Annotated in this window: 24 protein-coding genes; 8 read left to right on the top strand and 16 right to left on the bottom strand. The window is 68.2% G+C overall.

Annotated elements, in window-relative coordinates; all coding sequences use genetic code 11:
- Nucleotides 1–107: 107 nt before the first annotated feature.
- On the bottom strand, nucleotides 108–1,997 hold the full coding sequence (gene speA / locus FOF45_RS07790) for an arginine decarboxylase (RefSeq protein ID WP_158983673.1): 1,890 nt from the start codon (nucleotides 1,995–1,997) through the stop codon (nucleotides 108–110).
- Nucleotides 1,998–2,196: 199 nt separating this feature from the next.
- Between speA and speE the strand changes: the two genes are divergently transcribed.
- Together speE and FOF45_RS07780 are read left to right on the top strand one after the other, a co-directional pair.
- A complete protein-coding gene (speE, locus tag FOF45_RS07785; protein ID WP_158983670.1) occupies nucleotides 2,197–3,048 on the top strand; it encodes a polyamine aminopropyltransferase in 852 nt (283 codons plus the stop codon).
- Between the two features lie 232 nt (nucleotides 3,049–3,280).
- Nucleotides 3,281–3,937, top strand: coding sequence for a phosphotransferase (locus FOF45_RS07780; RefSeq protein WP_158983668.1), 657 nt, complete (start codon nucleotides 3,281–3,283; stop codon nucleotides 3,935–3,937).
- Nucleotides 3,938–3,952: 15 nt separating this feature from the next.
- On the opposite strand, the gene FOF45_RS07775 is transcribed toward FOF45_RS07780, so the two are convergent.
- Entirely contained in the window at nucleotides 3,953–4,291 is a 339-nt protein-coding gene (locus tag FOF45_RS07775; RefSeq protein ID WP_158983665.1) for a P-II family nitrogen regulator, read from the bottom strand.
- A gap of 182 nt (nucleotides 4,292–4,473) precedes the next feature.
- Here FOF45_RS07775 and ubiK point away from each other — a divergent pair, with 182 nt between their 5' ends.
- Both ubiK and FOF45_RS07765 read left to right on the top strand, forming a co-directional pair.
- Nucleotides 4,474–4,740, top strand: coding sequence for a ubiquinone biosynthesis accessory factor UbiK (ubiK, locus tag FOF45_RS07770; protein ID WP_158983663.1), 267 nt, complete (start codon nucleotides 4,474–4,476; stop codon nucleotides 4,738–4,740).
- 10 nt (nucleotides 4,741–4,750) lie between these two features.
- Nucleotides 4,751–6,265, top strand: coding sequence for a YifB family Mg chelatase-like AAA ATPase (locus tag FOF45_RS07765; RefSeq protein ID WP_158983660.1), 1,515 nt, complete (start codon nucleotides 4,751–4,753; stop codon nucleotides 6,263–6,265).
- Nucleotides 6,266–6,274: 9 nt separating this feature from the next.
- Here the strand turns inward: FOF45_RS07765 and FOF45_RS07760 are convergent, their stop codons facing one another.
- Entirely contained in the window at nucleotides 6,275–7,444 is a 1,170-nt protein-coding gene (locus FOF45_RS07760; protein ID WP_158983658.1) for a putative peptide maturation dehydrogenase, read from the bottom strand.
- A 114-nt stretch (nucleotides 7,445–7,558) separates the two neighbouring features.
- Here FOF45_RS07760 and FOF45_RS07755 point away from each other — a divergent pair, with 114 nt between their 5' ends.
- Nucleotides 7,559–7,936 (top strand): NHLP-related RiPP peptide, encoded by a 378-nt coding sequence (locus FOF45_RS07755; protein WP_158983655.1) that lies wholly within the window; start codon nucleotides 7,559–7,561, stop codon nucleotides 7,934–7,936.
- Here FOF45_RS07755 and FOF45_RS07750 read toward each other — a convergent pair.
- The 4 genes from FOF45_RS07750 to aceB form a co-directional block, all read right to left on the bottom strand.
- Nucleotides 7,876–10,524, bottom strand: coding sequence for a putative peptide modification system cyclase (locus tag FOF45_RS07750; protein ID WP_233264087.1), 2,649 nt, complete (start codon nucleotides 10,522–10,524; stop codon nucleotides 7,876–7,878). The two genes, FOF45_RS07755 and FOF45_RS07750, sit on opposite strands and share 61 nt — an antisense overlap.
- A 22-nt stretch (nucleotides 10,525–10,546) precedes the next feature.
- On the bottom strand, nucleotides 10,547–11,599 hold the full coding sequence (locus FOF45_RS07745; RefSeq protein WP_158983650.1) for a GGDEF domain-containing protein: 1,053 nt from the start codon (nucleotides 11,597–11,599) through the stop codon (nucleotides 10,547–10,549).
- A gap of 171 nt (nucleotides 11,600–11,770) precedes the next feature.
- Entirely contained in the window at nucleotides 11,771–13,072 is a 1,302-nt protein-coding gene (aceA, locus tag FOF45_RS07740; RefSeq protein ID WP_158983647.1) for an isocitrate lyase, read from the bottom strand.
- 68 nt (nucleotides 13,073–13,140) lie between these two features.
- Nucleotides 13,141–14,763: a malate synthase A gene (aceB, locus tag FOF45_RS07735; protein ID WP_158983644.1), complete on the bottom strand. Its 1,623-nt coding sequence runs from the start codon at nucleotides 14,761–14,763 to the stop codon at nucleotides 13,141–13,143.
- A gap of 110 nt (nucleotides 14,764–14,873) precedes the next feature.
- On the opposite strand from aceB, the gene FOF45_RS07730 reads away from it, so the two are divergent.
- Nucleotides 14,874–15,842, top strand: a complete 969-nt coding sequence (locus FOF45_RS07730; RefSeq protein WP_199244549.1) for a LysR family transcriptional regulator — start codon at nucleotides 14,874–14,876, stop codon at nucleotides 15,840–15,842.
- Nucleotides 15,843–15,891: 49 nt separating this feature from the next.
- On the opposite strand, the gene FOF45_RS07725 is transcribed toward FOF45_RS07730, so the two are convergent.
- Nucleotides 15,892–16,500, bottom strand: coding sequence for a lysophospholipid acyltransferase family protein (locus FOF45_RS07725; protein ID WP_158983641.1), 609 nt, complete (start codon nucleotides 16,498–16,500; stop codon nucleotides 15,892–15,894).
- Between the two features lie 51 nt (nucleotides 16,501–16,551).
- Nucleotides 16,552–16,971, bottom strand: coding sequence for an alternative ribosome rescue aminoacyl-tRNA hydrolase ArfB (gene arfB / locus FOF45_RS07720; RefSeq protein ID WP_158983638.1), 420 nt, complete (start codon nucleotides 16,969–16,971; stop codon nucleotides 16,552–16,554).
- A gap of 104 nt (nucleotides 16,972–17,075) precedes the next feature.
- Between arfB and FOF45_RS07715 the strand changes: the two genes are divergently transcribed.
- Nucleotides 17,076–17,420, top strand: coding sequence for a hypothetical protein (locus tag FOF45_RS07715; RefSeq protein WP_158983635.1), 345 nt, complete (start codon nucleotides 17,076–17,078; stop codon nucleotides 17,418–17,420).
- On the opposite strand, the gene FOF45_RS07710 is transcribed toward FOF45_RS07715, so the two are convergent.
- From FOF45_RS07710 to oleC, 6 genes are all read right to left on the bottom strand, one after another.
- Nucleotides 17,407–18,168: a pseudouridine synthase gene (locus FOF45_RS07710; RefSeq protein ID WP_158983632.1), complete on the bottom strand. Its 762-nt coding sequence runs from the start codon at nucleotides 18,166–18,168 to the stop codon at nucleotides 17,407–17,409. The two genes, FOF45_RS07715 and FOF45_RS07710, sit on opposite strands and share 14 nt — an antisense overlap.
- Nucleotides 18,165–19,856, bottom strand: coding sequence for a ubiquinone biosynthesis regulatory protein kinase UbiB (ubiB, locus tag FOF45_RS07705; RefSeq protein WP_158983630.1), 1,692 nt, complete (start codon nucleotides 19,854–19,856; stop codon nucleotides 18,165–18,167). The genes FOF45_RS07710 and ubiB overlap by 4 nt, the downstream gene beginning before the upstream one ends.
- On the bottom strand, nucleotides 19,853–20,494 hold the full coding sequence (locus tag FOF45_RS07700; protein WP_158983627.1) for a ubiquinone biosynthesis accessory factor UbiJ: 642 nt from the start codon (nucleotides 20,492–20,494) through the stop codon (nucleotides 19,853–19,855). Before FOF45_RS07700 ends, ubiB begins: the two co-directional genes overlap by 4 nt.
- An 85-nt stretch (nucleotides 20,495–20,579) precedes the next feature.
- Complete coding sequence (locus FOF45_RS07695; RefSeq protein ID WP_158983624.1) at nucleotides 20,580–20,738, bottom strand: DUF1328 domain-containing protein; 159 nt, start codon at nucleotides 20,736–20,738, stop codon at nucleotides 20,580–20,582.
- Nucleotides 20,739–20,800: 62 nt separating this feature from the next.
- On the bottom strand, nucleotides 20,801–21,811 hold the full coding sequence (oleD, locus tag FOF45_RS07690; RefSeq protein WP_158983621.1) for a 2-alkyl-3-oxoalkanoate reductase: 1,011 nt from the start codon (nucleotides 21,809–21,811) through the stop codon (nucleotides 20,801–20,803).
- Nucleotides 21,812–21,860: 49 nt separating this feature from the next.
- Nucleotides 21,861–23,510, bottom strand: a complete 1,650-nt coding sequence (gene oleC, locus FOF45_RS07685) for an olefin beta-lactone synthetase (RefSeq protein ID WP_158983619.1) — start codon at nucleotides 23,508–23,510, stop codon at nucleotides 21,861–21,863.
- 99 nt (nucleotides 23,511–23,609) lie between these two features.
- On the opposite strand from oleC, the gene FOF45_RS07680 reads away from it, so the two are divergent.
- The gene (locus FOF45_RS07680; protein ID WP_158983616.1) at nucleotides 23,610–23,993 is read left to right on the top strand and encodes a YkgJ family cysteine cluster protein; all 384 of its coding nucleotides are present in this window, start codon (nucleotides 23,610–23,612) and stop codon (nucleotides 23,991–23,993) included.
- 151 nt (nucleotides 23,994–24,144) lie between these two features.
- Here the strand turns inward: FOF45_RS07680 and FOF45_RS07675 are convergent, their stop codons facing one another.
- Nucleotides 24,145–25,044: an alpha/beta fold hydrolase gene (locus FOF45_RS07675; protein ID WP_158983614.1), complete on the bottom strand. Its 900-nt coding sequence runs from the start codon at nucleotides 25,042–25,044 to the stop codon at nucleotides 24,145–24,147.
- Nucleotides 25,045–25,086 lie beyond the last annotated feature (42 nt).

Here is a 25,086-nt window from a genome sequence, read left to right as displayed (position 1 = left end):
GAGTGGCCGTGCGGCGGCGACTGCCGCGCACGTACCGTTAAACGCGATCCACCGTCCCGGACGGCGACCACGGTCTTCCGCGCGATCCGGCGCGGTCGAGGGGACGCTTACGCCAGAGGCGCGTCGTCGAGATAGGTGTAGCCGGTGAGGCCCGATTCCAGCGCCGCATCCAGACGCGCGGATTCGTCGGCCGGCAGTTCGGCGGCGGCGACCTTCTCGCGGTACGCCGCGCGCAGGTCGTCGAGCCGGTAGCCTACGTAGTCCAGCATCACGTCGGTGGTGTCGCCGCGACGCTGCTGGGTCAGCTGGTAGCCGTCGCCCGCCACGCGCACTTCGACCGCATCGGTGTCGCCGAACAGGTTGTGGATGTCGCCGAGGATCTCCTGGTACGCACCGACCAGGAAGAAGCCGAGGCGGTAGCTCTCGCCACTGCGCGGCGAATGCAGCGGCAGCGAGGTGTCCAGGCCTTCGTTCTCGACGTAGGTCTTCACCGTGCCGTCGGAATCGCAGGTCATGTCGGCCAGCACACCGCGACGCGTGGGTTCCTCGTCGAGGCGCTCGATCGGCAGGATCGGGAACACCTGGTCGATCGCCCAGACGTCGGGGATCGATTCGAACACGCTGAAGTTGACGAAGTACTTGTCGACCAGCCGATCGTTGAGTTCGTCGAGCAGCTCGCGATGGTTCTTCTCGTCGTAGCTCAGACGCTTACGCACCGCGTGCGCGATCGCGTAGAACAGGTCGTCGATGCGCGCGCGGTGGACCAGGTCGAGCTGGCCCAGCGCGTACAGCGCGAGACCTTCGCTGTGGTGGTGCTGGGCTTCGTGGAACAGCTCGACCGGCGGACGCTGGTCGAGTTCGGCGTACACCTCGCGCAGGTGGCGGATCACCGCCGGCTCGTCGTCGTGCACATCCGGGATGCGGCCTTCCGGCGCTTCCTCGACTTCCGACACGTTGGCGACAAGCACCGCGTGGTGCGCGGTCATCGCGCGACCGCATTCGGTGACGATACGCGGTGGCACCAACCCATTCTCGGCGCAGGCTTCGGCGAGCGGCTGCACGATGCTGCTGGCGTACTGCTGCACGCCGTAGTTGATCGAACAGAAGCCGCGCGAGCGCGTGCCTTCGTAGTCGATGCCCAGGCCGCCGCCGACGTCCATGTAGCGCACCTGCGCGCCCAGGCGCGAGAGCTCGACGAAGTAGCGCGTCGCCTCGCGCATGCCGTTGGCGATGTCGCGCACGTTCGAGATCTGCGAACCCATATGGAAATGCAGCAACTGCAGCGTGTCGGCCATGCCGCTGTCGCGCAGCTGTTTCCACAGGTCCAACACCTGGCGCGGCGAGAGGCCGAACTTGGCCTTGTCGCCGCCGCTGTTCTGCCACTTGCCCGCACCGAGGCTGGCCAGGCGCATGCGCACGCCCAGACCCGGCTTCACGCCGAGCGCGGCGGCCTCTTCCATCACCAGCGCCAGCTCGGAGGGCTTCTCGATGACGATGAAGGTCTCCAGCCCGAGCTTGCGGCCGATCAGGGCCAGGCGGATGTATTCGCGGTCCTTGTAACCGTTGCAGACGATCAGGCCATCCGGACGCGACAGCGCCAGCACGGCCATCAGCTCCGGCTTGCTGCCGGCCTCCAGGCCGAAGCCCTCGCCACGGTGCGAGGCCAGCGTGCCGGCGACGCCGCGGTGCTGGTTGACCTTGATCGGATAGACCGCGGTGTAGCCGCCCGCATAGTCCCAGTCGGCCTGGGCCTGCGCGAACGCGGCCTGCAGCTTGCCCAGGCGATCGCCGAGGATATCCGGGAAGCGCACCAGCAGCGGCAGCTTGGCGCCGTTGGCGCGCGCGGCATCGATCACTTCCGGCAGCGAGATCGCCGGGCCCTGCGCACCGCGCGGGCGGACCACGACCTGACCGTTGCCGCCCACGTCGAAATACCCCTCCGACCAGTGCGGGATCGAATAGGTCTTGCGGGCCTGATCGAGCGACCAGTCGGACATCGGCGGGGTACCGGGGGGAGGCGGGGGGACGCGCATTCTACAGCCCCCCGCCGGGCGGGACCGTACAGACGGTTCAGGCCACGGCCACGCCAGCCCGTAACGGACGGTCCGCTACAATGCCGCCCCCTTCTCCCGCCCGCCCGGGCCGTCGCATCGCGACGCGGCATCCGGACGCGGCCTTTCCCCTGGGACGCAATCGATGAGCACGAACACTTCCTGGCACTACGAGAACTTCGAGCCGACCGGCTCGGCGATCGGCTACCGCATCACCCGGAAGCTGGACGAGGTGCAGTCGCCGTTCCAGAAGATCGAGATCTTCGAGAGCACCGACTGGGGCAACCTGATGCTCATCGACGGCGCGATGATGCTGACGACCAAGGACAACTTCTTCTATCACGAGATGATGTCCCACCCGGCGCTGTTCACCCATGCCGACCCGAAGAACGTGGTGATCATCGGCGGCGGCGACTGCGGCACGCTGCGCGAAGTCCTCAAGCACAAGGGCGTGCAGCGCGCGGTCCAGTGCGACATCGACGAGCAGGTCACGCGCATGGCCGAGAAGTGGTTCCCGGAGCTGTGCGACGCCAACGAAGATCCGCGCGCGACGCTGTTGTTCGACGACGGCATCGCCTACATGAAGGACTGCGAGCCGAACTCGCTGGACATCGTGATCGTGGATTCGACCGATCCGGTCGGCCCGGCGGAAGGCCTGTTCAACAAGGCGTTCTTCGAAAGCTGCTTCCGCGCCCTCAAGGACGACGGCATCCTCGTGCAGCAGTCCGAATCGCCACTGATGCTGCTCTCGCTGATCAAGGAGATGCGCGCGGAGATGGGCAAGGCGGGCTTCACGACGTTCCAGACGTTGCCGTTCCCGCAGCCGTGCTATCCGACTGGCTGGTGGAGCTGCACCCTGGCGCGCAAGGGCAAGGGCTTCGACTTCCGCGAGGCTGATTCGCGCGCGAAGGGCTTCGACACCAAGTACTACACCGCCGACATCCACACCGGCGCCGCCAAGCTGCCGCCGTTCGTGGCCGCGGAACTGGGCCAGTAAGCCCTCCGTTCCACTGCGATCCACGCGAAAGCCCCGCTCCGGCGGGGCTTTCGCTTTTCCGATTCCGTCGCGACGGCGGAACAGTGCGTGCGGCGAGGGCGGTCGTTCGCGCGGGCATGGCTCGTTAAGATTTCGCGGACCGGGTCGCTGGCCCGGCCGGACCGTTTCCGGTCCGATCGCATCACCGCCGCGCCGCCCTCCCCCGAGCACGACGCGCGTCGCCGGACCCGCCATGAATACGATCTCCCCGCTGCAGGGCCGCAAGCCCCTGCCGCCGCGTGCGCGCGTGCTCAAGCGCGGCGAACGCTTCCTCGAACCCGACGTCTACGTCGCCCAGGTCGACGGCCGCCCCGCCGTCATCAAGGACTACGGACGCTATCGCGGCACGCCGCTGTCGCCACTCGCGCGCCTGCTGGTGCGACGCGAGGCCCGCGTGCTGCGTCGCCTGCGCGGCTGGCGCCACGCGCCCGCGCTGCTGGGCACGGTCGGAGGACTCGCACTGGGCATCGAGTTCATCCCTGGTGTCACGCTGGGCGAAGTGGCGATGGACGCGGCTTCGGCGGTGTTCCAGCAGCTGCGCGGCGCAGTCGCTTCACTGCACGCCGCGGGCATTACCCACAACGACTTGCATCCGGCCAACGTGCTGGTGTGCGGCACCACGCCGGTGCTGATCGATTTCACCTCCGCCGTACGCACGCCGCGCTGGCTGCGCGGGTTCCCGCTGACACGCGAACTGCGTCGCAGCGATCTGGCCAACGTCGCGCGCATGCGACAGCGCCTTACTGGACACGCGCCCGACACGCGCGAGGCCGCGGCGCTCGCGCCGCCTGGCTGGGTCGGCGCGATCCGCAACGGGTGGAAGCGGTTCTACCGGCGCGTCAAGCGCTGAAGCGGATGCGACGCGTCAGAGCGCGTCGCCGTCCATCTCGCCGGTGCGGATGCGCACCGCGCGCTCCAGGTCCCAGACGAAGATCTTGCCGTCGCCGATCTTGCCGGTGCCGGCGGCCTTCATGATCGCCTCGACCACGGCGTCGACCTGTTCGTCGGTGACGGCCACTTCGAGCTTGATCTTGGGCAGGAAGTCGACGACGTACTCGGCGCCGCGGTACAGCTCGGTATGGCCCTTCTGCCGGCCGAAGCCCTTGACCTCGGTGGCGGTGATGCCGGCCACGCCGGCCTCGGCCAGCGCCTCGCGCACGTCGTCGAGCTTGAACGGCTTGATCACCGCCATGACCATCTTCATCGCTGCGTCTCCGGGTTCCCGGGCGGCAGGATAACGAAAAGACGATGCCCCCGACCGTGGCCTTGCGCTACAGTGACTGTCCGCAACGCTTCAGAATTCCCCCACAATCCGGCGCGGCCGATGCCGACGGCATCCTCACGGCCCAGCCCGCACTCTGCGGTGAATGCCGGAGGAACCTCCTCATGATCGACCTCAATCCCATCGACGACCTCGCCCGCCGCCTGAGCACGCTGGTTCCTCCGGGCCTGCGCGAGAGCCGCGAAGAGCTGCAGCAGAACTTCAAGGCGGTCCTGCAGTCGGGCCTGTCCAAGCTCGACCTGGTCACCCGCGAGGAATTCGAAGTGCAGCGCGCGGTGCTGGCGCGCACGCGCGAGAAGCTGGAAGAACTGCAGCGCACCGTCGCCGAGCTCGAGGCGCAGCTCGGCCGCACGCCGCCCGCGCAGCACTGAGTTTCCTTCCATGAATTTGGCACTCGTGCACAGCCGTGCGCGAACGGGCGTCCGTGCGCCTGCGGTACGCGTGGAAGTGCACCTCGCCGGCGGCCTGCCGGCGATGTCCATCGTCGGCCTGCCGGAAGCGGCGGTGCGCGAAGCCAAGGATCGCGTGCGTGCCGCGATCCTGTGCGCGCAGTTCGAATTCCCCGCGCGTCGCATCACCGTGAACCTCGCGCCCGCCGACCTGCCCAAGGACGGCGGCCGTTTCGATCTGCCCATCGCGCTGGGCATCCTCGCCGCAAGCGGGCAGATAGCGCTGGAACCGCTCGGCGACTACGAGTTCATCGGCGAGCTCGGCCTCACCGGCGAGCTGCGCGCGGTCGATGGCGCATTGCCGGCGGCGCTCGCTGCGGGACAGGCGCGGCGGCGTCTGATCGTGCCGGAAGGCAACGGCGCCGAAGCCGCGCTGGCCAGCGCCGTCGAAGTGCGGACCGCACGCACGCTGCTCGAAGTCTGCGCGCAGCTCGACGGCCGCAAGTCGCTGCCGTTCGCACAGGCGCCGGCGTCGTCACGATCGCCCGGCCCCGACCTCGCCGACGTACGCGGCCAGTCGCACGCAAGGCGCGCGCTGGAGATCGCCGCGGCCGGAGGCCACCACCTGCTGTTGATCGGCCCGCCTGGATGCGGCAAGACGCTGCTCGCATCGCGGTTACCCGGCCTGTTACCCGAGGCGAGCGAGGACGAAGCGCTGGAGGCGGCGGCGATCGCCTCGGTCAGCGGGCGCGGACTCGATCCTTCGCGCTGGCGCGAGCGACCGTTCCGCTCGCCGCACCACACCGCCAGCGCGGTCGCACTGGTCGGCGGCGGAACGCAGCCACGTCCCGGCGAAATCTCGCTCGCGCACCAGGGCGTGCTGTTCCTCGACGAATTGCCCGAGTGGGATCGCCGAGCGCTGGAAGTGCTGCGTGAACCGCTCGAATCGGGCGTGGTGACGGTCTCGCGCGCGGCGCGCAGCGCGGAGTTCCCGGCGCGCTTCCAGCTCGTCGCGGCGATGAATCCTTGCCCCTGTGGCTGGGCCGGCGATGCGTCGGGTCGTTGCCGCTGCGGAATGGACGCGGTGCGCCGTTATCGCGGCCGCATTTCCGGGCCCTTGCTGGATCGCATCGACCTGCACGTCGAAGTGCCGCGTCTTCCGGCATCGGAACTGCGTCCCGACGCACCCGCGGGCGAATCCAGCGAGGTCGTGCGTTCGCGCGTCATCGCCGCACGCGAACGCCAGCTCGCGCGCAGCGGGACGACCAACGCGACGCTCAACCAGGCAGACACGCTCACGAGCTGCCGCCTCGCCGAGGCCGATCGCATGCTGCTCGAACGCGCGGTCGAAGCGCTGCAGCTGTCCGCGCGATCCATGCACCGCATCCTGCGCGTCGCGCGCACCATCGCCGATCTCGCCAGCGCCGACGACATCGCCACGCCGCATCTCACCGAAGCGATCGGCCTGCGCCGTGCGATGCGCGGCATCGATGCCGCGACCGCGTGACGGCGCGACTCAGGCGTCCGCCCTCACCCAGACGCGCTCGGCCGGATCCAGCTCGGCCGTCTCCATCGTCGCCGCGCGCCAGCCGAAACCGCAGACCGCGATTGCGCCCTGTCGGATCGGATCCAGTCCGAACGCCTGCTCCAGTTCGACTTCGTTGATCGCGCTGGTGATGAACGCGCCGAGCCCCGCTTCGGTCGCGGCGAGGTACAGCGTCTGCGAGATGTGCCCGGCCTCGAGCGCGATCACGCGATAACCCTTCGCATGCTGGCGGTACTTCCAGAACGTGCGATCGAAGCGCGGCGACATAAGCACCACGACGTGTGCGTCGGCGAACCAGTGCTGGCGCGCGACCGCATCCATCACCAGTTCGCGCAGCGGCGTGGCTGGCGCGGCCAGCGGTTCCAGCGCGTGTTCCTGCGCCTGGTAGTGGTACAGGCCGGGCGCCACGCCTTCGACGTGCTGCACGATCAGGTAGCACTCCATCGGATGCAGGCTGCCACCTGAGGGCACGTTCTTCTTCAGGAACACGGTGTCGTGGGCGACGCGCACCTCCGCCTGCGCTGCGAAGACGCGCTGCAGCAACTGCGCGAACACATCGAACGGCACCTGGCGTGACGGATCGAAGTTGCGGCACGTCGCGCGACGCGCGAGCAGGTCGTCGAACTCGTTCGGCGCGATGCGCGGCAACGGCAGGCGCTGTCCATCTCCGCACTGCGAAGATGCCGGCGGTGGTTCGCCGAGTCGTTCGCGCATGGTCGCGGCGTTGTCGGTGCCGGCGAGCTTCATTTCGCTCACGCTGTCGATGCCGCTCCAGCGCGTGAACGCATGGAAGGTCGCCGAAAGCGGATGCCAGCGCGCGGCGCGCAGGCGTTCGTCGTCTGCGTGGTGGCCGTCGATGTCGTCCGCGCTCACGACCAGGCCCACGTCGATCAGGCGTCGCAACGCATCGCGATCTTCGGCAGGAATGTCGTCGAAGCCGACCCACTGCTCCGTGCCGAGTTGGCCGAGCAACCGGCATTCCGCGTCCGTGACCGCGACTTCGCCCGCCAGATGCGGCGCGAGCGCGAACCACTGCATCGAGCGGGCCAGGCCGTCGCCACCGGAAAGGATCGACATCAGGTCCACCCGGACCTGCTCCCTCGGTTCCATAAACACACAACTGCAACGTCTGATCTTCATCCTTCCGATCCACTCCGTCAGGCCGGACCCGGTCACGTCGGGGTTGTGACGGACCTCACACCGAGCTAGATTCGCACGATCCGGCAACGGCGCCGGCTTGCCAAGGGGACTTCCATGATCGGAAACAGCGGCGGAGCCTCGGGCTCCGGTCATTCACCTTTTGATTCACGCGTCGCCAGCGACCTGCTGGACAAGCTCGCCACCGACGACGATTTCCGCGACCAGTTCTCGAGCAATCCGGTCGGTGCGCTGGCTCAGATCGGCTATCCGGCGGCGAGCGGCGCGCTGAGCAAGAACGCCTCGATGGGTTTCGCGGCGGCCCAGCCCGGCGAAGATGCGTTCTCGTGCATGCGCGTGAATTCGCTCGCGTCGAAGGAAGAGTTCGCGGCGGCTCGCGAAGAGCTGCACGCGCACCTCACCTCGTCGGGCAATCACACCGTCGTCTTCGCCTTCGAATCCAACAACATCACTGCCGCCCTGCGGCGCAAGTGATCGGGTAGCTGATCCAGCGGCCAGCCTGCCAGGAACAGATCCAGTTCCTGGCGGGCGTCCGCGGTCTTGCCGCCCTGCCACAGGATCTCGGCACGGCTGAGTCGCGCCAGGCGCGTGTCGGCGACGTTGAGGCTCTGGAACACCTGGTCGCCAGCCACTTCGCTGTACGCACGGCCGCGGTGCTCGGCGATCCAGTTCAGCTCGGCCAGCGCCTTCTCGTTCTGGCCAGCGGCGCGATAGGCGTCGTGCAGCGCGACGTGCACCTGGAACAGTTCGCTGCCATCGATCAGCGGTCGCAACGTCGCGATCGCATCCTGCGGCTGGCCCTTCAGGCGCTGCTGCCCCGCTTCCACCACCACGACCATCTGCCGCAGGACCGGCTCGCCGACCCGGTTGGCCAGCGTGCGGATGCGCGGGATCAGCCGATCGGCGAGAGCGGTGCGACCGGCGCGCTGGTCCAGCTTGAGCGCGGCCAGCGCGAAGAACGCCTGCGGCGTGCTGTCGCGATTGCTCGAACGCTCCGCCTCGGTCAGCGCGTTCTGGGCGAGTTGCTCCAGGTCGGCCTCGCGCAGGCGCGCCGGATCGAGCATCGACTGCACCATCAGTTCGATCGCGCGGAATTCGTTGGCCATCAGCGGCGTCGCGCGCTTCGCCGCGTTCGATGACGAGGCGGCGACCGTGTGTGCGTCCTTCCAGCGCCCCTGGTCGACTTCGATGGCGATGCGTTCGAGCTGGTTGGTCAGCTGCCCATCGGGCGAGCCGTTCGCGGGCAGCGTCTGCAGCACCTGTCGCGCCTGCGGGAAACGCTCGAGCGCGGCAAGCGCCGCCGCCTGCCGGCGATTGGCCGGGTACCCGCCGATGGCCTGCGCCTGTTGCAGCGAACGCAACGCTTTCAGGCGTTCTTCGCGGGCGAGTTCGATGCGGCCGACCAGTTCCATCGCGGTACCGCGCATGGGTTCCTGCGGCGCGGTGGCGATCGAGGCGTACTTCAGCGCTTCGTCGAAACGGTTGTTGACGAATGCAGACCACGCGTACTGGAAATGGCCCGCGTAGAAATCCGGATACATGCCCGCCAGCGTCTTCCACCGCAGCGGTGCTTCGACGGCGGCCTTGTCGCCGAACTCCGCCGCCCACGCGTCCAGATAGAGTCCGTCGCGCCGCGTCAGCCGCGACTTGCGGTCGAGCGCCTTCTGCAGGAACGGCTTGGCCGCCTCGTTCTCGGCGCGACTGATATGGATGCGAGCCAGGCCCATGTAGGCCAGCGCGAAATTCGGATCCAGACGGATCGCTTCGCTGAAGTACTGCGACGCCTCGCCGAAATCGCGGCGCGCGTAAGCCTTGGTCGCCAGCGAATACGCACGCAGCGCTTCCAGGCTCGACGTGGTGACCTTGGGCAGCTCGGCCGAGTCGCTCTCGATCGCCTTGACCGTCTCGCCCAGGCTCGCGCGCAGTTCACCGGTCACTTCGTCGATCGAGGCCAGCACGGAATTCACGCCCGCGCCGTCCGCGGTTTCGGCGTACACCGTGGCCTGCGTGTTCGGGTCGATGATCTCGGCGCTGACGCGCACCTTGCCGCCGACTTCCGCGACCGTCGGCAGGATCACCGCGCGCGCGCCGTCGCGCAGCGCGATTTCCGAGGCGACGGAGCGGTCGAGCACGGTGTCGGACTTGAGCTGCATGCGCGCCAGCGTGTCGCGCGCCTTCATGTCGCTGAGCACGTTGACGTAGCGCGACTGCTCCAGGCTGATGCGGAACGCCTGCTCCATCGAATCATCGAGCACGGTCTGGCCGGTCAGATTGCGCAGGTCCGCCACCACCACCCAGTCGCGCTGGTTGAACGCGATCGCCGGCGCGGGTCGCGTGGCGAACCACACACCCACGCCGATGCCGACGATCACCGCCGCTTCAGCGGCGAGCGCGGCCGGACGACGCCACAACGGAACGTCGCGCCAGGCCTTGGGAGAGTTGGTCGGCGCACGCAGCGGCGCGATGCCCGGTTCGCCGACTTCGTAGATCTGCTGGCTGTCGGGCATGCCCTTGAAGCGCCAGCGGCCGTGCGATTTCCACAACAGATGCTGGCCGCGTTCACCCAGTTCGCGCGCGGCGCGATGCGCCAGCGGCTCGGCGACGGCGGACAGCAGGATCTGGCCCGGACGCGCCATCGCCATCAGGCGCGCGGCCATCGGCTTGGCGAGACCTTCGACTTCCAGCGGCTTGGCGCCCACCTGCACGGCTTCCTCGCTGTTGCGCCAGGTGAGTACTTCGCCCACGTGCAGGCCCGCTCGGACCTTCAGGTCGAGGCGGCGCGAGGCGCCCATCTCGCGCAGTCCGCGCACGTAGTCGAGGGCGAAGCCGAGGCCGTCGATCGGACGTTCGAACAGCAGCAGCAGGCCGTCGGAGCGGTCGATCAGGCGACCGCGCCAGCGCTGCTGCAGGTCGAGCACGAGGCGGTCGTGGTCGCGGAACAGTGTCGCCGCGGCGACGTCGCCGATGCGCTCGACCAGCGTGGTCGAGTCGCACAGATCGGTGAGCAGCAGCGTGCGCAGCTGCGGCGCGTCGATCGAGGGACGTTGGGTCATCTCGTTCATCGCGCGCATTCCGCTCCGTCGATCAGGCCGAGGTCAGTTCCGTGTCGTGCCATTGCACGCGGTTTCCACCCTGGCGCTTGGCCTGGTAGAGCGCGGCGTCGGCGCGGGCGTACCAGTCGGTCCAGTCCTTGTCCGGATCGACCAGGCACGCGCCCACGCTGAGCGGGCACATCAATGGCGTGCCGTGCGACATCTGCATCAGGCCCTGCGCGGTCGCGACGATGAACTCGGCGAAGCGCAGCAGTTCCTCGCGCTGGTCGGTCACCACGAGCAGGCAGAACTCGTCGCCGCCGAGACGGCACGCGAGGTCGTCGGGGCCGGCGATCGAACGCAGGATGTTGGCGACGCCCTGCAGCACGCGGTCGCCGATCAGGTGGCCGTGGTCGTCGTTGACCTGCTTGAAGCGGTCGCAGTCGACCAGCAGCAGGCCCATCGTGCGCGGCACGGTGCGCTGGCGGCATTCCTGCAGGTGCAGGGTCAGGCCGCGGCGGTTGTACAGGCTGGTCAGCTCGTCGGTGCGGATCAGCTCTTCGGTCTGGTTGAGCTGGTGCGTGGCGGCGTAGAGGCTGTCGAGCGCGGACTGCAGCTCTTCGTTGCGGCGGCGCAGTCGGCGGATCAGGCTCTGTTCGTTCAGCACCACGCGCAGGATCGCGCGGCGCAGGAAATAGGACACCAGGCCCGGATCGCGATCGACCAGGCGCTGGAATTCCTCATGGCGCAGTTCGATCAGCAGGCCGTCGCTGGCGGCGACGGCGTCGGCGCTGCGCACGTGGTCGCCGATCAGCAGGCCCAGTTCGCCGAAGAATTCGCTCGGGCCCAGACGCTTGCCGACGAGGTCGTCGCCGAAGTCCAGATCGACCACGCCACGGGCGATGACGAACATGGTCGTGCCCAGTTCGCCGCGACGGAACAGCAGCTGGCCGGCTTCGACACGACGCGGGCGGCCGAGTTCGGCGAAGAGCTCGTATTCCTCTTCGGTAAGCACCGCCGTCGCCACGTCCGCAGGCGCCGAGCTGGCCTTGCTGGGATTGAGGAGATCGCGCGTCCGGACCGACGCCGCGGTGTCACGAGTCATCCAACGAACCCAGTCCTTGGTGAGGCTGGAGAATAGCACCTGAATCACAGTTCCAACGTTGGACGGGAACCGTACCGGACGAGTGGCCGGGGCCCTCCCTGGGCTTGCTAGGCGCCAACGAAAACGCCCTCCCGGGTCGCGGGAGGGCGTCGCGAGTGCGCAGCGAAGCGATCAGGCCGCGGCGGCGCGCTTCTCGTGGAACTGCTCTTCCTCGGTCGAACCCTTCAGCGCGACCGTCGACGACTGGCCGCCCTGGATGGTCTGGGTCACCGCGTCGAAGTAGCCGGTGCCGACCTCGCGCTGGTGCTTGACCGCGGTAAAGCCCTTGTCGGCCGCGGCGAACTCGGCTTCCTGCAGCTCGACGAACGCGCTCATCTGGCGGCGCGCGTAGCCGTGGGCGAGGTTGAACATGCCGTAGTTCAGGCTGTGGAAGCCGGCCAGCGTGATGAACTGGAACTTGTAGCCGTAGCTGGCGATTTCCTTCTGGAACTTCGCGATGGTCGCGTCGTCCAGGTTCTTCTTCCAGTTGAAGCTCGGCGAGCAGTTGTAGGCCAGCAGCTTGCCGGGGAACTTCGCGTGGATCGCTTCGGCGAACTTGCGGGCGAACTCCAGGTCCGGCTTGCCGGTCTCGCACCACACCAGGTCGGCGTACGGCGCATAGGCGAGGCCGCGGCTGATCGCCTGGTCGATACCGTTGCGGGTCTTGTAGAAGCCCTCGACGGTGCGCTCGCCGGTGCAGAACGGCTGGTCGTTCGGATCGACGTCGGAGGTCAGCAGGTCCGCGGCTTCGGCATCGGTGCGCGCGACGATCAGCGTCGGCACGCCCATGACGTCGGCAGCCAGGCGCGCGGCGACGAGCTTCTCGACCGCTTCGCGCGTGGGCACCAGTACCTTGCCGCCCATGTGCCCGCACTTCTTGACGCTGGCGAGCTGGTCCTCGAAATGCACGCCGGAAGCGCCGGCTTCGATCATGCCCTTCATCAGTTCGAAGGCGTTGAGCACGCCGCCGAAGCCGGCCTCGGCGTCGGCCACGATCGGCTGCAGGAAGTCGATGTCACCGGTGCCTTCGGCGCACTGGATCTGGTCGGCGCGCAGCAGCGTGTTGTTGATGCGGCGCACGACCTGCGGCACCGAGTTGGCCGGGTACAGCGACTGGTCGGGGTACATCTCGCCAGCGATGTTGGCGTCGGCGGCGACCTGCCAGCCCGACAGGTAGATCGCCTTGAGGCCGGCCTTGACCTGTTGCATCGCCTGGTTGCCGGTGAGCGCGCCGAGTGCGTTCACGAACGGCTCGCTGTGCAGCGAGTTCCACAGCTTGTTCGCGCCCAGCTTGGCGATGGAATGCTCCACCGGCACGGTGCCACGCAGGCGCACGACGTCCTGCGCGCAGTACGGACGGGTGATGCCGGCCCAGCGAGCATTGGTGGCCCAGTCGTGGCGGAGTTGTTCGGCGGTCTGCAGGGCGGTGCTCATGGCGGCGTTCCTTTCGATATCGGATTGGGAAACAACGGCGTGCGGAACAGCGGATGCGGAATGCGGGATCAGTCCAGCCGCGCGTAGGCGGGCAGGGTGAGGAAGTCCTCGAGCGTGTCGGCGTGGGTGAGGCGATCGAGCACGCCGATGGCCTCGTTGATGCGGCTGGCACCCGGCACTTTCGTGCGGTCGCCCAGGCGCGAGGGCAGATTGAGGAAGGCGCGTTCGAGCAGGGCGAAGTCGACCGGCGTGCCGTCGTCCAGGTGCAGGCCATCGCTGTGCAGCCACTGCCACAGCTGGGTGCGGGCGATCTCGGCGGTCGCCGCATCCTCCATCAGCCAGTGGATCGGCACGCAGCCGTTGCCGTCGAGCCATGCAGCGAGATAGCGCACGCACACCTCGACGTTACCCTCGAAGCCGGCGCGCGTGATCGTGCCCAGCGACGGCTTGATCAGGTCGTCGCGCGTGACCCACACGTCCTCGCGCAGCACCTGGCGCTGGTTCGGCGTGGGCATGCGTTCGTCGAAGATCGCCTTCGCCAGCGGGATCAGCGCCGGATGCGCGACCCAGGTGCCGTCGTGGCCGGCGGTGACTTCGCGCAGCTTGTCGGCGCGCACCTTGGCCAGCGCGGCCTCGTTCGCCGCTTCGTCGCCGCTGATCGGGATCTGCGCGGCCATGCCGCCCATCGCATGAGCGCCGCGCTTGTGGCAGGTCTGGATCAGCAGTTCGGAATACGCCTTCAGGAACGGCTGCGTCATCGTCACCTGCGCACGTTCCGGCAGCACCTTGTCGCGATGGCGGCGGAAGGTCTTGATGTACGAGAACACGTAATCCCAGCGGCCGCAGTTGAGGCCGGCGATGCGCGTGCGCAGCGCGTGCAGGATCTCGTCCATCTCGAACACCGCCGGCAGCGTCTCGATCAGCACGGTGACCTTGATCTGGCCCGGCAGCAGGCCGAGTTCGCGCTCGACGACGTCGAGCACGTCGTTCCACAGCTGCGCCTCTTCCATCGACTGCAGCTTGGGCAGGTAGAAATAGGGTCCGCGATCCTTCGCGGCGAGCACGTCCGAATTGTGGAAAGCGAACAGGCCCAGATCGAACAGGCCGCCGGACATCGGCACGCCGTCGATGCGCAGGTGCTTCTCGTCCAGGTGCCAGCCACGCGGGCGCACCATCAGCACCGCCTGCTCCTCGAACGGTCGCAGCGCGTAATGCTTGCCGGGAACGTCCGGCGTGACGCTGGGCGCGGTGAACTCCAACGTGCCGCGCACGGCGGCGATCAGCGCGCGCTGGCCGAGGATCAGGTTGTCCCAGGTCGGCGAGGTGCTGTCCTCGAAGTCGGCCATGTAGACCTTCGCGCCGGAGTTGAGCGCGTTGATGACCATCTTCGGATCGACCGGGCCGGTGATCTCGACGCGGCGGTCCATCAGCGCCTTCGGCAGAGGCGCCACCTTCCAGTCGCCGGCGCGGATGGCCTTCGTGTCTTCACGGAAATCGGGCAGCCCGCCTGCGTCGAAGAACGCCTGGCGTTCGCGGCGAGCCTTGAGACGGGCCTGGCGGACCGGTTCGAAACGGCGATGCAGGCCGGCGAGGAAGTTCAGGGCCGCCGGGGTCAGGACCTCGGCCTGCCCGTCGGCCTGGCCGATGAGCTCGATCTCCGCCTGATGAGGCTGCGCCATGACTGCCGACATGCTGTAACTCCGTGGTAACCGTGGGAGTTCACCATGCGCTGGCGTTTGTTATTTGACAATGAATACTTATCAATGCATACCATTAGCTAACCTAATATGCGTTGAAACTATTGGCCACGCATCCGCCCACCAGCCCCCGATTCGCCTACAAGGGGGACCGTCTCAAGCCGCTGCGCGCCTTCTGCCAGACCGCGCGGCTGGGATCCGTCTCACGCGCGGCCGAGGCGCTGTACCTCAGCCAGCCAGCCGTGACCCTGCAGTTGCAGGCCCTGGAACGCGAACTGGGCGTGCGCCTGCTCGAGCGCAGCGGCCGCCGCATCGCCCTGACCCGCGAGGGCCAGGAGCTATACGACCTCGCCCGCCCGCTGGTCGAGGGCCTGGATGGCCTGGATGCGGTGTTCCGCGAACGCATCCGCGGCCTGGACGCGGGCGAGCTGAACGTCGCCGCCGGCAGTTCCACCATCCTCTATCTGTTGCCGCCGATCGTGGAGGCGTTCCGTGCCGCGCATCCGGAGGTGCGGCTGAGCCTGCACAACGTCACCGGCGCCAGCGGCCTGGATCTACTGCGCTCCGACGCGGTGGACCTGGCGGTGGGCTCGATGCTCGACGTGCCGGCGGACCTGAGCTACGAGCCGGTGTACCGCTTCGAGCCGATGCTGATCACGCCGCGCGACCATCCCTTGGCGCGCAAGGAAGACCTGACCCTGCAGGATCTCTCGCCTTACGGGCTGATCCTGCCGCCGCAACGCCTGACCACCTACCGCCTGATCGACCTGGTGTTCCAGCAGAACCGCGTGCCGTACACCGTGGCACTGGAAGTCGGCGGCTGGGAGGTCATCAAGCAGTACGTCGCGATGGGCCTGGGCATCAGCATCGTCACCGCGATCTGCCTGACCGAGGCCGACCGCGAACGCCTGTCGGCGCGCTCGCTGGCCGAGTACTTCCCTTCCCGCACCTACGGTGTCGTGGTTCGCAAGGGGAAATACTTATCGCCCCATGCCCGTGCATTTACCGAACTTATAAAGCCGGCACTGTTCGAGCGAGGCGACTACTACTCGACCGGGCAATCCGAGCGCTGAGGTTCACGATGCGGCCGGAAAGCTCACGGCCGCGTGCACACCGGCGGGGTCAGGCCTCGTGGTTCTTGCCGTTGGAGACGGCGCGGTACCAGCTGCGGATACGGGCGACGTCGGCATCGTAGTTGTCGGTCAGTTCGAACGGCGCACCGATGCCGATGATCTTCCGGCCGTAATGGAAGTACGCCGGCACCACCGGCACACCCGCGGCCTTGGAGATACGCCAGAAGCCCGGCTTCCACTTCTCCACGACCTTGCGCGTACCTTCCGGCGCGAGTCCGTACCAGAACCGGTCCGCCTCGCGGATCATCCGCGCCGCCTGCTCCACCACGCCCTGCGCGGCCTTGCGGTCGACCGGGATCACGCCCAGGCGCTTCAGGATCGGGCCCATCACCGGCACCTTCAGCAGCGAGTCCTTGCCGAGCACCTTCAGGTCCAGCCCCGTCGCCATGAGCACGGCGAAGCCCCAGATGCCGTCCCAGTTGGACGAATGCGGCGCGCCGATCAGCACCACCTTGGGCAGGTCCGGGAATGCGCCTTCCATGCGCCAGCCACCCAGGCGCAACACGGTGCGGCCGATCCAACGGACGAGTGCGTTGCGCTGGCTGCGTGGCGCGCTCGGCGGCAGTGGCAGTACCGGGTATTGGGCGGTGTCGGACATGTCCCCTCGGGTGTTGCACGGGTCCGTCGCGGCGGACCCCTTCTTCTTTAGTCAGTCCCAGTCGCGCCGGGTCCGCTCGCGCTTGATCGTACCGCGTTCGCGCTTGCCGCTCAGCCGTCGTTCCTTCGATGCGCGCGATGGCTTCGTCGCAACGCGCGGCTTGGGAACGCTCAGACCGGCGGCAATGAAACCGGCCAGGCGTTCGCGCGCGTCCTCGCGATTGCGCTCCTGGGTACGGAAGCGCTGCGCGCTGATCACGAGCACGCCCTCGTCGGTGATGCGCCGGTCGCGCCGCGCGAGCAGGCGCGCGCGCAGCGGTTCGGGCAAGGACGGCGATCCGGCGATGTCGAAACGCAGCTCGACCGCCGTGGCGACCTTGTTGACGTTCTGTCCGCCCGGCCCGGCCGAACGCACGAAACGCTCGGTCAGTTCCGAATCGGGAATCGTCAGATGGGGCGCGATCTCGAGCATGGGGCGCGACTTTACCAGCCCGTCGCGCATCGTCGCGCCTTCGTCACGGGGCGCAAACGGCGCGGCGCTACATTCGCGCGCGGTGACACGACACGGGACGCGCCATGACCGTTGCCCCCGACCCGACCACGCGACCCGACGAGTCCGTCGACCCGACCTTCCGCAACGGCTCGATGACGGTGGTCGGCGTGCTCGCTGCGTTCTCACTGGGAATCCTCACACAGTGGACCGACGATCCCACGCCCTGGCACGTGACCGACCTCGCGGTCGTGGCGCCGATGGTCGTCGGCATCGCCGCGCAGCTGGTCGCGCTGAAGCGGCTGCTGCATCCGGACTCGCTGAAGATCGCGTCGTACTCGCGCGCGATCCGGTTGTTCCTGTGGGGCCTGGTGCTGCTCGCCTCGGGCGTGGTGATCGGCGTCGCGCAGGACGCGATCACCGCGCTCTGACAGCCCCTGCGCCGGCCTCGCCGAACAGCGCCAGCGCCTTGGCGAATTCCGCATCGACCGGCGCAACGACTTCGACCCGCTCGCCGTTTGCCGGATGCACGAACGCCAGCCGGCGCGCGTGCAGCAGCATGCGATGGATGCCGAGCATGCGGAAACTACGGTTGTGCCGACCGTCGCCGTGGCTGGTGTCGCCGATCAGGTGATGCGACAGGTGCTTGAGGTGGCGACGGATCTGGCGGAAACGACCCGTTTCCGGCTGCGCGCACAGCCACGCGTAGCGCGAGGTCTCGAAGCCCGCCGACGGGATCTCCAGCTCGGTCGTCGCCAGCCTCTGGAAGCGCGTGACCGCCGGCTTCTTCTGCGGCTTGCCCGGACCGCCGTCGAGCGGATGGTCGACGACGAAATTCTCTTCCGGCCAACCGCGGCACACGGCCCAGTAGTCCTTCTCCACCTCGCGCGACATCAGCACCTTGCCGAGCGCGGACGCGCTGTCGCGATCGAACGCCAGCAACAGGCAACCACTGGTCGCGCGATCGAGCCGGTGCACGAGGAAGATCGGCTTGCCGAACTGGTCGCGCAGACGGTCGGCGGCGAAGTCGGTCTCGCCACGCGCCAGCGCGCTGTCGTGCACCATCAACCCCGCCGGCTTGTTGACCACGGCGATGAAGTCGTCGATGTACAGGACGTCGAGATGCAGCACCTCCTCCCCAACTTCATGAGGAGGAAGCTCGTGCGTTTCGGGACTCATTGCCCGCGCGGCCAGGCCGCGAGCAGCGCCCACGCACCGCCGATGCCGGCGATCCAGGCGGCGGCGGGAATCGACAGCAGGCGCGGTCCGCCGGCTTCCAGTCCGTACAGCACCGCGGCGCAGACCAGCAGGCCGACGCCGAGAACCGCCGCGACCGTGCGTCGCTGCGCCGAGCGGATGGTGCGGTTGAGCTGTGCGAGGTCGCGCGAGTGCAGATGCAGTTCGTGTCGCCCCTCGACCTGCTGGGTCAGCCACGCGTGCAGCAGGCGCGGCATTTCCGGCGCATGCGTGACCAGCTCGGGGAGCCGCTTGCGGAACTCGCTCGCCAGCCGCTGCGGGCTGTAGCGCTCGACCAGGATCTTCGACAGCACCGGCCGGGCGACGGCCCAGATATCGAGCTTGGGATCGAGCAGACGACCCACGCCTTCGATGTTGAGCAGCGTCTTCTGCAGCAGGATCAGCTGCGGCTGCAGCGTCAGCTCGTAGCGCTGTGCGGTGCGGAACAGCTTGAGCAGCACCTCGGCCAGCGAGATCTCGCTCAGCGGCCGCGTGAAGTACGGTTCGCACACCGCGCGCGCGGCGGCTTCGAGCTCGTCGATGCGGATGTGCGATGGCATCCAGCCGGCGCGCACGTGCAGTTCGGCGATGCGGCGATAGTCGCGGTTGAAGATCGCCATGAAGTTCTCGGCGAGGTAGTACTGATCCTCGTCCGAAAGCTGGCCCATGATGCCGAAGTCCAGCGCGATGAAGCGCGGATTGCCGCGACGGTCCGGATCGCTGTCGACCCAGATGTTGCCCGCGTGCGCATCGGCGTGGAAGAAGTTGTCGCGGAACACCTGCGTGTAGAACACGCGCACGCCCTTCGCCGCCAGCGCGTGGCGATCGATGCCGGCCGCGTCGAGCGCTTCGATGTCGTCGGACGGAATGCCGCGCACGCGTTCCAGCGTCAGCGCGCGCTCGGCGGTGTGTGACCAGATCACTTCCGGCACGTACAGGTCGTCGCTGGGCTGGCCGTTCGGCCCGGTCCAGAAACGTCGCAGCACGCTGGCATTCGCACCTTCGCGCTGCAGGTCGAGTTCGGCCGCGAGCGTGTTCTCGATCTCTTCCACGATCGCGCGCGGACGGATCTTGTCCGCGCTCGGATGGGTGCGGTCGACGATGCTCGCCACGGCCTTCAGCAGCGCGATGTCGCCGGCGATCTGCCTCTCGATGTCGGGACGCAGCACTTTCACCACGACTTCGCGCGAGACGCCGTCCGCGTCCGGCGGAAGTGTCGCCGCGTGCACCTGTGCGATCGATGCGGACGCCAGTGGCGTGGTGTCGAACTGCGCGAACGCCTCGCTCACCGGGCGCTCCAGCGCGCGCTCGACGATGGTGCGCGCAGTCTCGCCGTCGAACGGCTTCACCCGATCCTGCAGCTGCGCGAGTTCCTCGGCCACGTCAGGCGGCACGAGATCGCGGCGCGTGGACAGGATCTGGCCGAACTTGACGAAGATCGGGCCGAGTTCCTGCAGCGCCATGCGCAGGCGCGCACCGCGCGACAGGCACGCGACTTCGGACGAGGCACGCGGCACGAACGGACGCGCCAGGCGCAGCCACGGTTCGACCGGCGTGTCATCGAGCAGATCATCGAGGCGGTAACGCAGCAGCACGCGACCGATGCGCCAGGCGCGGAAGACGGGCTTCATGCGCCCACTCCCGCGCGCAGGCGCGTGATGCGTACGGCAATGCGTTCGACGTCGTCGCGCAGCGTGTCGACGTCGTCGAGGAATGCGTTGAGTTCTTCGCGCGGCACTACGTCGCGCGATTCTTCCGTCACGAACTCGGCGGCGTTGCTGGCGAAGGCACCGGCCGCGTCGCGCGCATGGCGCAGTCCAGCGGCGAAAGCGTTGGCGACCTGCACGCCGAGGATCTCACCGAACACCCGCACGAACGGCTGCTGCCAGTCGGGATCGAAGCGCTCGGCCAGCTTCTGCAAGCGGCGCGCGAGGTCGGCATCGCCCTCGATGCGCAGCTTGCCCACCGGCGGTGCGTTGTCGTCGCGCAGGAACGGCAACTGGGAGAGCAGTCCGCCGAGGGTGCTGCGGACGGAGAGATCGGGTTCGTCGTCCTGGACCGGACCGACTTCGAGCCGCTCACCGGCGACGCGGATCTGCAGCGCCAGCGGCGGCGAGGCCAGGCGCACGGCGACGCGGCGGCCGTCCAGCGTCCGCAGGCTGTCGCGGGTGTCGGGATCGAGCGCGAGGGCGCGGTTGAGGGCGGTTTCGAGGGCGCGCCCGGCCAGCGGCTTGAGGGCGGCCAGTGGCGAGGAGGTCGGGTCGGTCATTCGCGCATTGTAGCCGCGCCGCGCCGACCCCTTCCGCGCCGGACGACCCGGACCGACCGGTCGCCCGACGCAGGGTGGCGGCCGGTCAGACGCGTCGGCCGCGCAGCATCGAGATGACGGCCAGGATCAGGAAGACGACGAACAGGATCCAGGCGATGTTGCTCGCCGCACCGGCGATGCCACTGAAGCCAAGCACGGCCGCGATGATCGCGATGACGAAGAAGATGATGGCGTAGTTCAGCATCGAAGCACTCCGGGCGCGGTGCGCCTGACTGGGTGTGGTCGATGCTAGGTACGCACCAGTCGTTACGCGGTGACGATTGGCCGGTTCGTGCAGGCAGCCTTCAGTCGGGTGAGGCCCTCGTGAATGCTGACCTTCGGCATGTAGCCGAAATCGTTGCGCGCCGGCGTCATGTCGTACCAGTGCGTCGTGCTCAACTGCTCGGCAAGGAAGCGCGTCATCGGCGGTTCGCCCTTCAACGGAAGCGCATGCCAGAGTCCTTCGCAGACCACGCCAGCCGCGTACGCGACACCGAACGGAATCGTCTTCGTCACCTGCGGCGCACCGGCGGCCTCGAGCAGGCCGTTGACGATCTCGCGCACCGTGCGCGGCTCGCCGTTGCTGATGAAGTACGCGCGGCCCGCGCAGGCCGCTCCCGGTGCGAGGTGTTCGAATGCATCGAAGTGCGCCTGGGCCGCGTTCTCCACGTACGTGGTGTCGATGCGGTTGTTGCCGTCGCCGACGAAGCGTAGTCGGCCGGCCTTCGCGCGTTCGACCAGGCGCGGCAGCAGCTGGTTGTCGCCGACGCCCCAGATCAGGCGCGGACGCAGCGCGACCGTGGCGAGTGCCGCGTCGTTGGCGGCGAGGACGATCTTCTCGGCGACCTGCTTGGTCGCTGCATAGGGCGCCTTGAGATGGTCGCCGTAGGGAACGGTGTCGGCGGTACCGCCTTCGACCGGATGCGTCTTGCGATGGGTGACGCTGGGCGTGGACGTGTAGACGAGCCGACCGATTCGGTTCGCGCGGCACGCGTCGATCACGTTCTGCGTGCCGACGACGTTGGCGAGGTGGTAGCTCTCATGGCTGCCCCACGCGCCGGCCTTCGCGGCGTTGTGGAAGACCGCATCGCAGCCGGCCGCGGCCGCGATCACCGCATCGCGTTGCGCGAGGTCGCCCTGCACCTGAGTCACGCCGATCGCATCGAGCGCCGGGTAGCGCCCGCGGTTGAAGCTGACGACTTCATGGCCACGCTCGCGCAGGCCGCGGCACAAAGCCTGGCCAAGGAAGCCGCCACCGCCGGTCACCAGTATCTTCATGGATGGTCGTCTCCGTGGAAGGCGCACACGATAGCGGAATCGCCTGCGGTCAGCCCTGTTCCGCAGCCCACACCGCCAGCTTCTCGCGGCCGATCTTGGCGTTGTGGCGGATGTCGACGGGAAACTTCGGATGGCGCAGGAAGCGTTCGATGCGCACGGTGTGCGGATGGCGTGCACCGATCTCGCGCAGCTCGCGCTCGACGCGCGGCCATTCGCGTGCGTCGACCGTGGCCGCCAGTTCCGCGCACAGCACAGGATGCTGCGCACCCATCACGCCAACACCGACGAGCGCGGTGCGACGCACCTGCGGATGCGTGTTGAACACCGGCTCGACCTGCTCGGTGTAGAGCGGGCCCTCGGCGGTTTCCACGCGATGCGTCTTGCGACCGCAGAACCACAACCGTCCCTGCGCGTCGAAATAGCCGACGTCGCCCATGCGATGCACGATGCGTTCGCTTCCATCGGCGAGGCGTTCGCGGATCTTCGCCGCGCGCGTCTGCGCGTCGCGGTTGAAGTAGGTGTCCGTGGCAGTGGGTCCGGCGACGGTGATCTCGCCGACGACGCCATCGGCCACCTCCGCCGCGTCGCGCCACTGCGCGATGGGCTCGTCGGTGATCGCGATGATGCGCACGTCGTTCGGCGCGACCGCGCGGCCGACGCAGGTACCGGCGCCGGTCTCCGTCGCCGCGCGCGTGGATTGCAGCTCGCGACCTTCGATCACTGCGACCGGCAGGCATTCCGTCGCGCCGTACGGCGTCCAGAACTGCGCGTCCTCGGGCAGCAGCGAGCGCATGGTCTCGACGACGCCGGCCGGTACCGGCGCGCCGGCGGACGTCACACGTTTCACGGTCGGCAAAGGCGCGCCGAAGTTCGCCAGCACCGCCATCAGTGCAGGCGAGCCGAACAGCTGGTCCACGCCGAAGCGCGCGATCGCATCGTGCAGTCTGCGCGGATCGGCCAGCGCGGGCTTGGTCGGGTCCATGTCGGGGATGATCGAGGTAAGCCCCAGCGCGGGATCGAACAAGGCGAACGGCGGGAACGTCGGCAGGTCCACGCCGCCGGCCTCGATACCGAACGCGTCGCGCAGCATCGCGATCTGCGCGACGAAGTGGCGATGGCGATACACCACGCCCTTGGGCACGCCGGTGGAACCACTGGTGAAAAGGATCGCGGCGACATCGTCGGGTTGCGTCGCAGCGAGTTGCGAACCAGCGTGTGCGCCGTCGCGTTCGACCTGCGCGAGTGTCGCGTCGGCGAGCCATGCGCGCGCGCCGGTGGTGATGCGGGTACGCGCGGACTTCGCCCAGCCCAGCAGCACGCGGGCGACATGCGCCAGCGGAATGCCGATGAAGGCTTCGGGCTGGGCTTCGTCCAGGCACTGCTTCAGCGCGCGCTTGTCGATGCCCGGATCGACGAGCACCGGCACCGCGCCCGCCTTGAACAGGGCGAACATCAGCAGGAAGAACTCGGGCGAGGGTCGCACCATCACCACGGTCCGGGTGCCGCGGCCGATGCCGCGCATCGCCAGGCCGGCGGCGATGGCGTCGCTGCGGGCGTCGAGATCGCGGTAGGTCAGCGTCAGGTCGAAGCGCGCGAAACCGTCCGGACCGCGCGTGCCGGGGCAGCGCATGGCAATGCGGTCGGGAAATCGGGCCGCCAGGGCGGGCAGCGACGCGGCGATGTTGCTTGGCTCGTTCATCGGTTCATTTTCGCCTGTCCGGAGCCCTTGCGTCGGGCGCGGAAAGCCTCAGAATCGCGCACCTGCCCGCAATTCCGTCGTGACCGCGCCGGTCCGCCCATGCAACACCCCTGCCTGACCTGCGGCGCCTGCTGCGCCTTCTTCCGCGTGAGCTTCCACTGGTCCGAGGCGGACCCGGGCATGGGCGGGCACGTCCCGATCGAACTCACCGAGCCGTTGCGCACGCATGAACGGGTGATGCGCGGCACCTCGCAGTCGCAGCCGCGCTGCATCGCGCTGGACGCGGACATCGGCCGCTACAGCCGCTGCACCATCCACGATCGGCGTCCGTCGGTGTGCGCGCTGGTGCCGGCGTCGTGGGAATTCGGCGAAGCCAGCCCGCAATGCGACAAGGCGCGCCTCGGGCACGGACTGCCGGTGCTCACGCCCGAAGACTGGACCGGCGTGAGCGAGGACGAGAAGAATCCGTTGCCGGAGGGGTGAACGCTCTTCCTTCTCCCCTTGAGGGAGAAGGTGCCCGAAGGGCGGAAGAGGGGTGTCGCGGACGCGTACCAGTGGCGACTCAGCACCCGTCCCTCTCCCTGGCCGCTTTCCGGCCTGTCCCTCTCCCTCGAGGGGAGAGGGAGCAACAGCATTACAGCGGGTTCGCGTCGAGGAACGCGCGGATCGCCGGCACCAGCACGTCGGCCTTGTCTTCCAGCACGTAGTGGTTCGCGTCTTCGAAGGCATGCACCTGCGCGCGCGGCAGCGCGTCGGTGAAGCCCTTGAGGAAATGCCGGTCGAAGACGAAATCGCGCAGGCCCCATGCGATGAACACCGGACGATCGGCGTACTCGGGCAGCTTGCGACCCATCGCCTGCACCAGCGGCCACGCGGCATCGCCCTCGCCCAGCGGGATGTCCTGCACGAAGCGCGAGGTCGCGATGCGGTTCGCCCACGTGTCGTACGGCGCGACGTAGGCGCGGCGCACGTCGGCGGGCATCTTCTTCTCGACACCGACGAACGAGGCGACCGACGAGAACGCGTTGAGGCCGCGGATCAGCAACGTGCCCAGGCCGAGATCGCGACCGAGCTTGAGCGACTTCGGCAGCGACTTGGCGGCCGGCAGCGGGAACGAACCGGTGTTGGTGATCACCAGCCGGCGGATGCGCGCGGAATGCTTCAGGCCCCAGCCGAAGCCGATGCCGCCGCCCCAGTCGTGCACGGCCAGCGTCACCGGGCCGGTGATGCCGAGTTGGTCGAGCAGCGTTTCGATGTCGTCGATGCGCGACTGCAGCGTGTAGCGGTAGCGATCGTCGTCGGGCTTGTCGGACAGGCCCATGCCGACATGGTCCGGCACGATGCAGCGATAGCGGTCGCGCAGCCCGAGCACGAGCTTGCGCCAGTAATAGCTCCACGACGGATTGCCGTGCAGCATCACCACCACTTCGCCGTCGCGCGGGCCTTCGTCGAGGAAACTCATCGCGATGCCGGGACGCACTTCGAAGCGCTTCGGCGTGAACGGGTAATCGGGCAGCGGCAGGCGGATGGTCATCGTTTCAATCTTGGCGTGCGCGCACGAAGCGCAGGCAAGAAA

Origin of the sequence: Lysobacter panacisoli, from assembly GCF_009765165.1 — a bacterium.
Classification (GTDB): domain Bacteria; phylum Pseudomonadota; class Gammaproteobacteria; order Xanthomonadales; family Xanthomonadaceae; genus Lysobacter_J; species Lysobacter_J panacisoli.
This window is presented reverse-complemented; position numbering and strand designations above follow the sequence as displayed.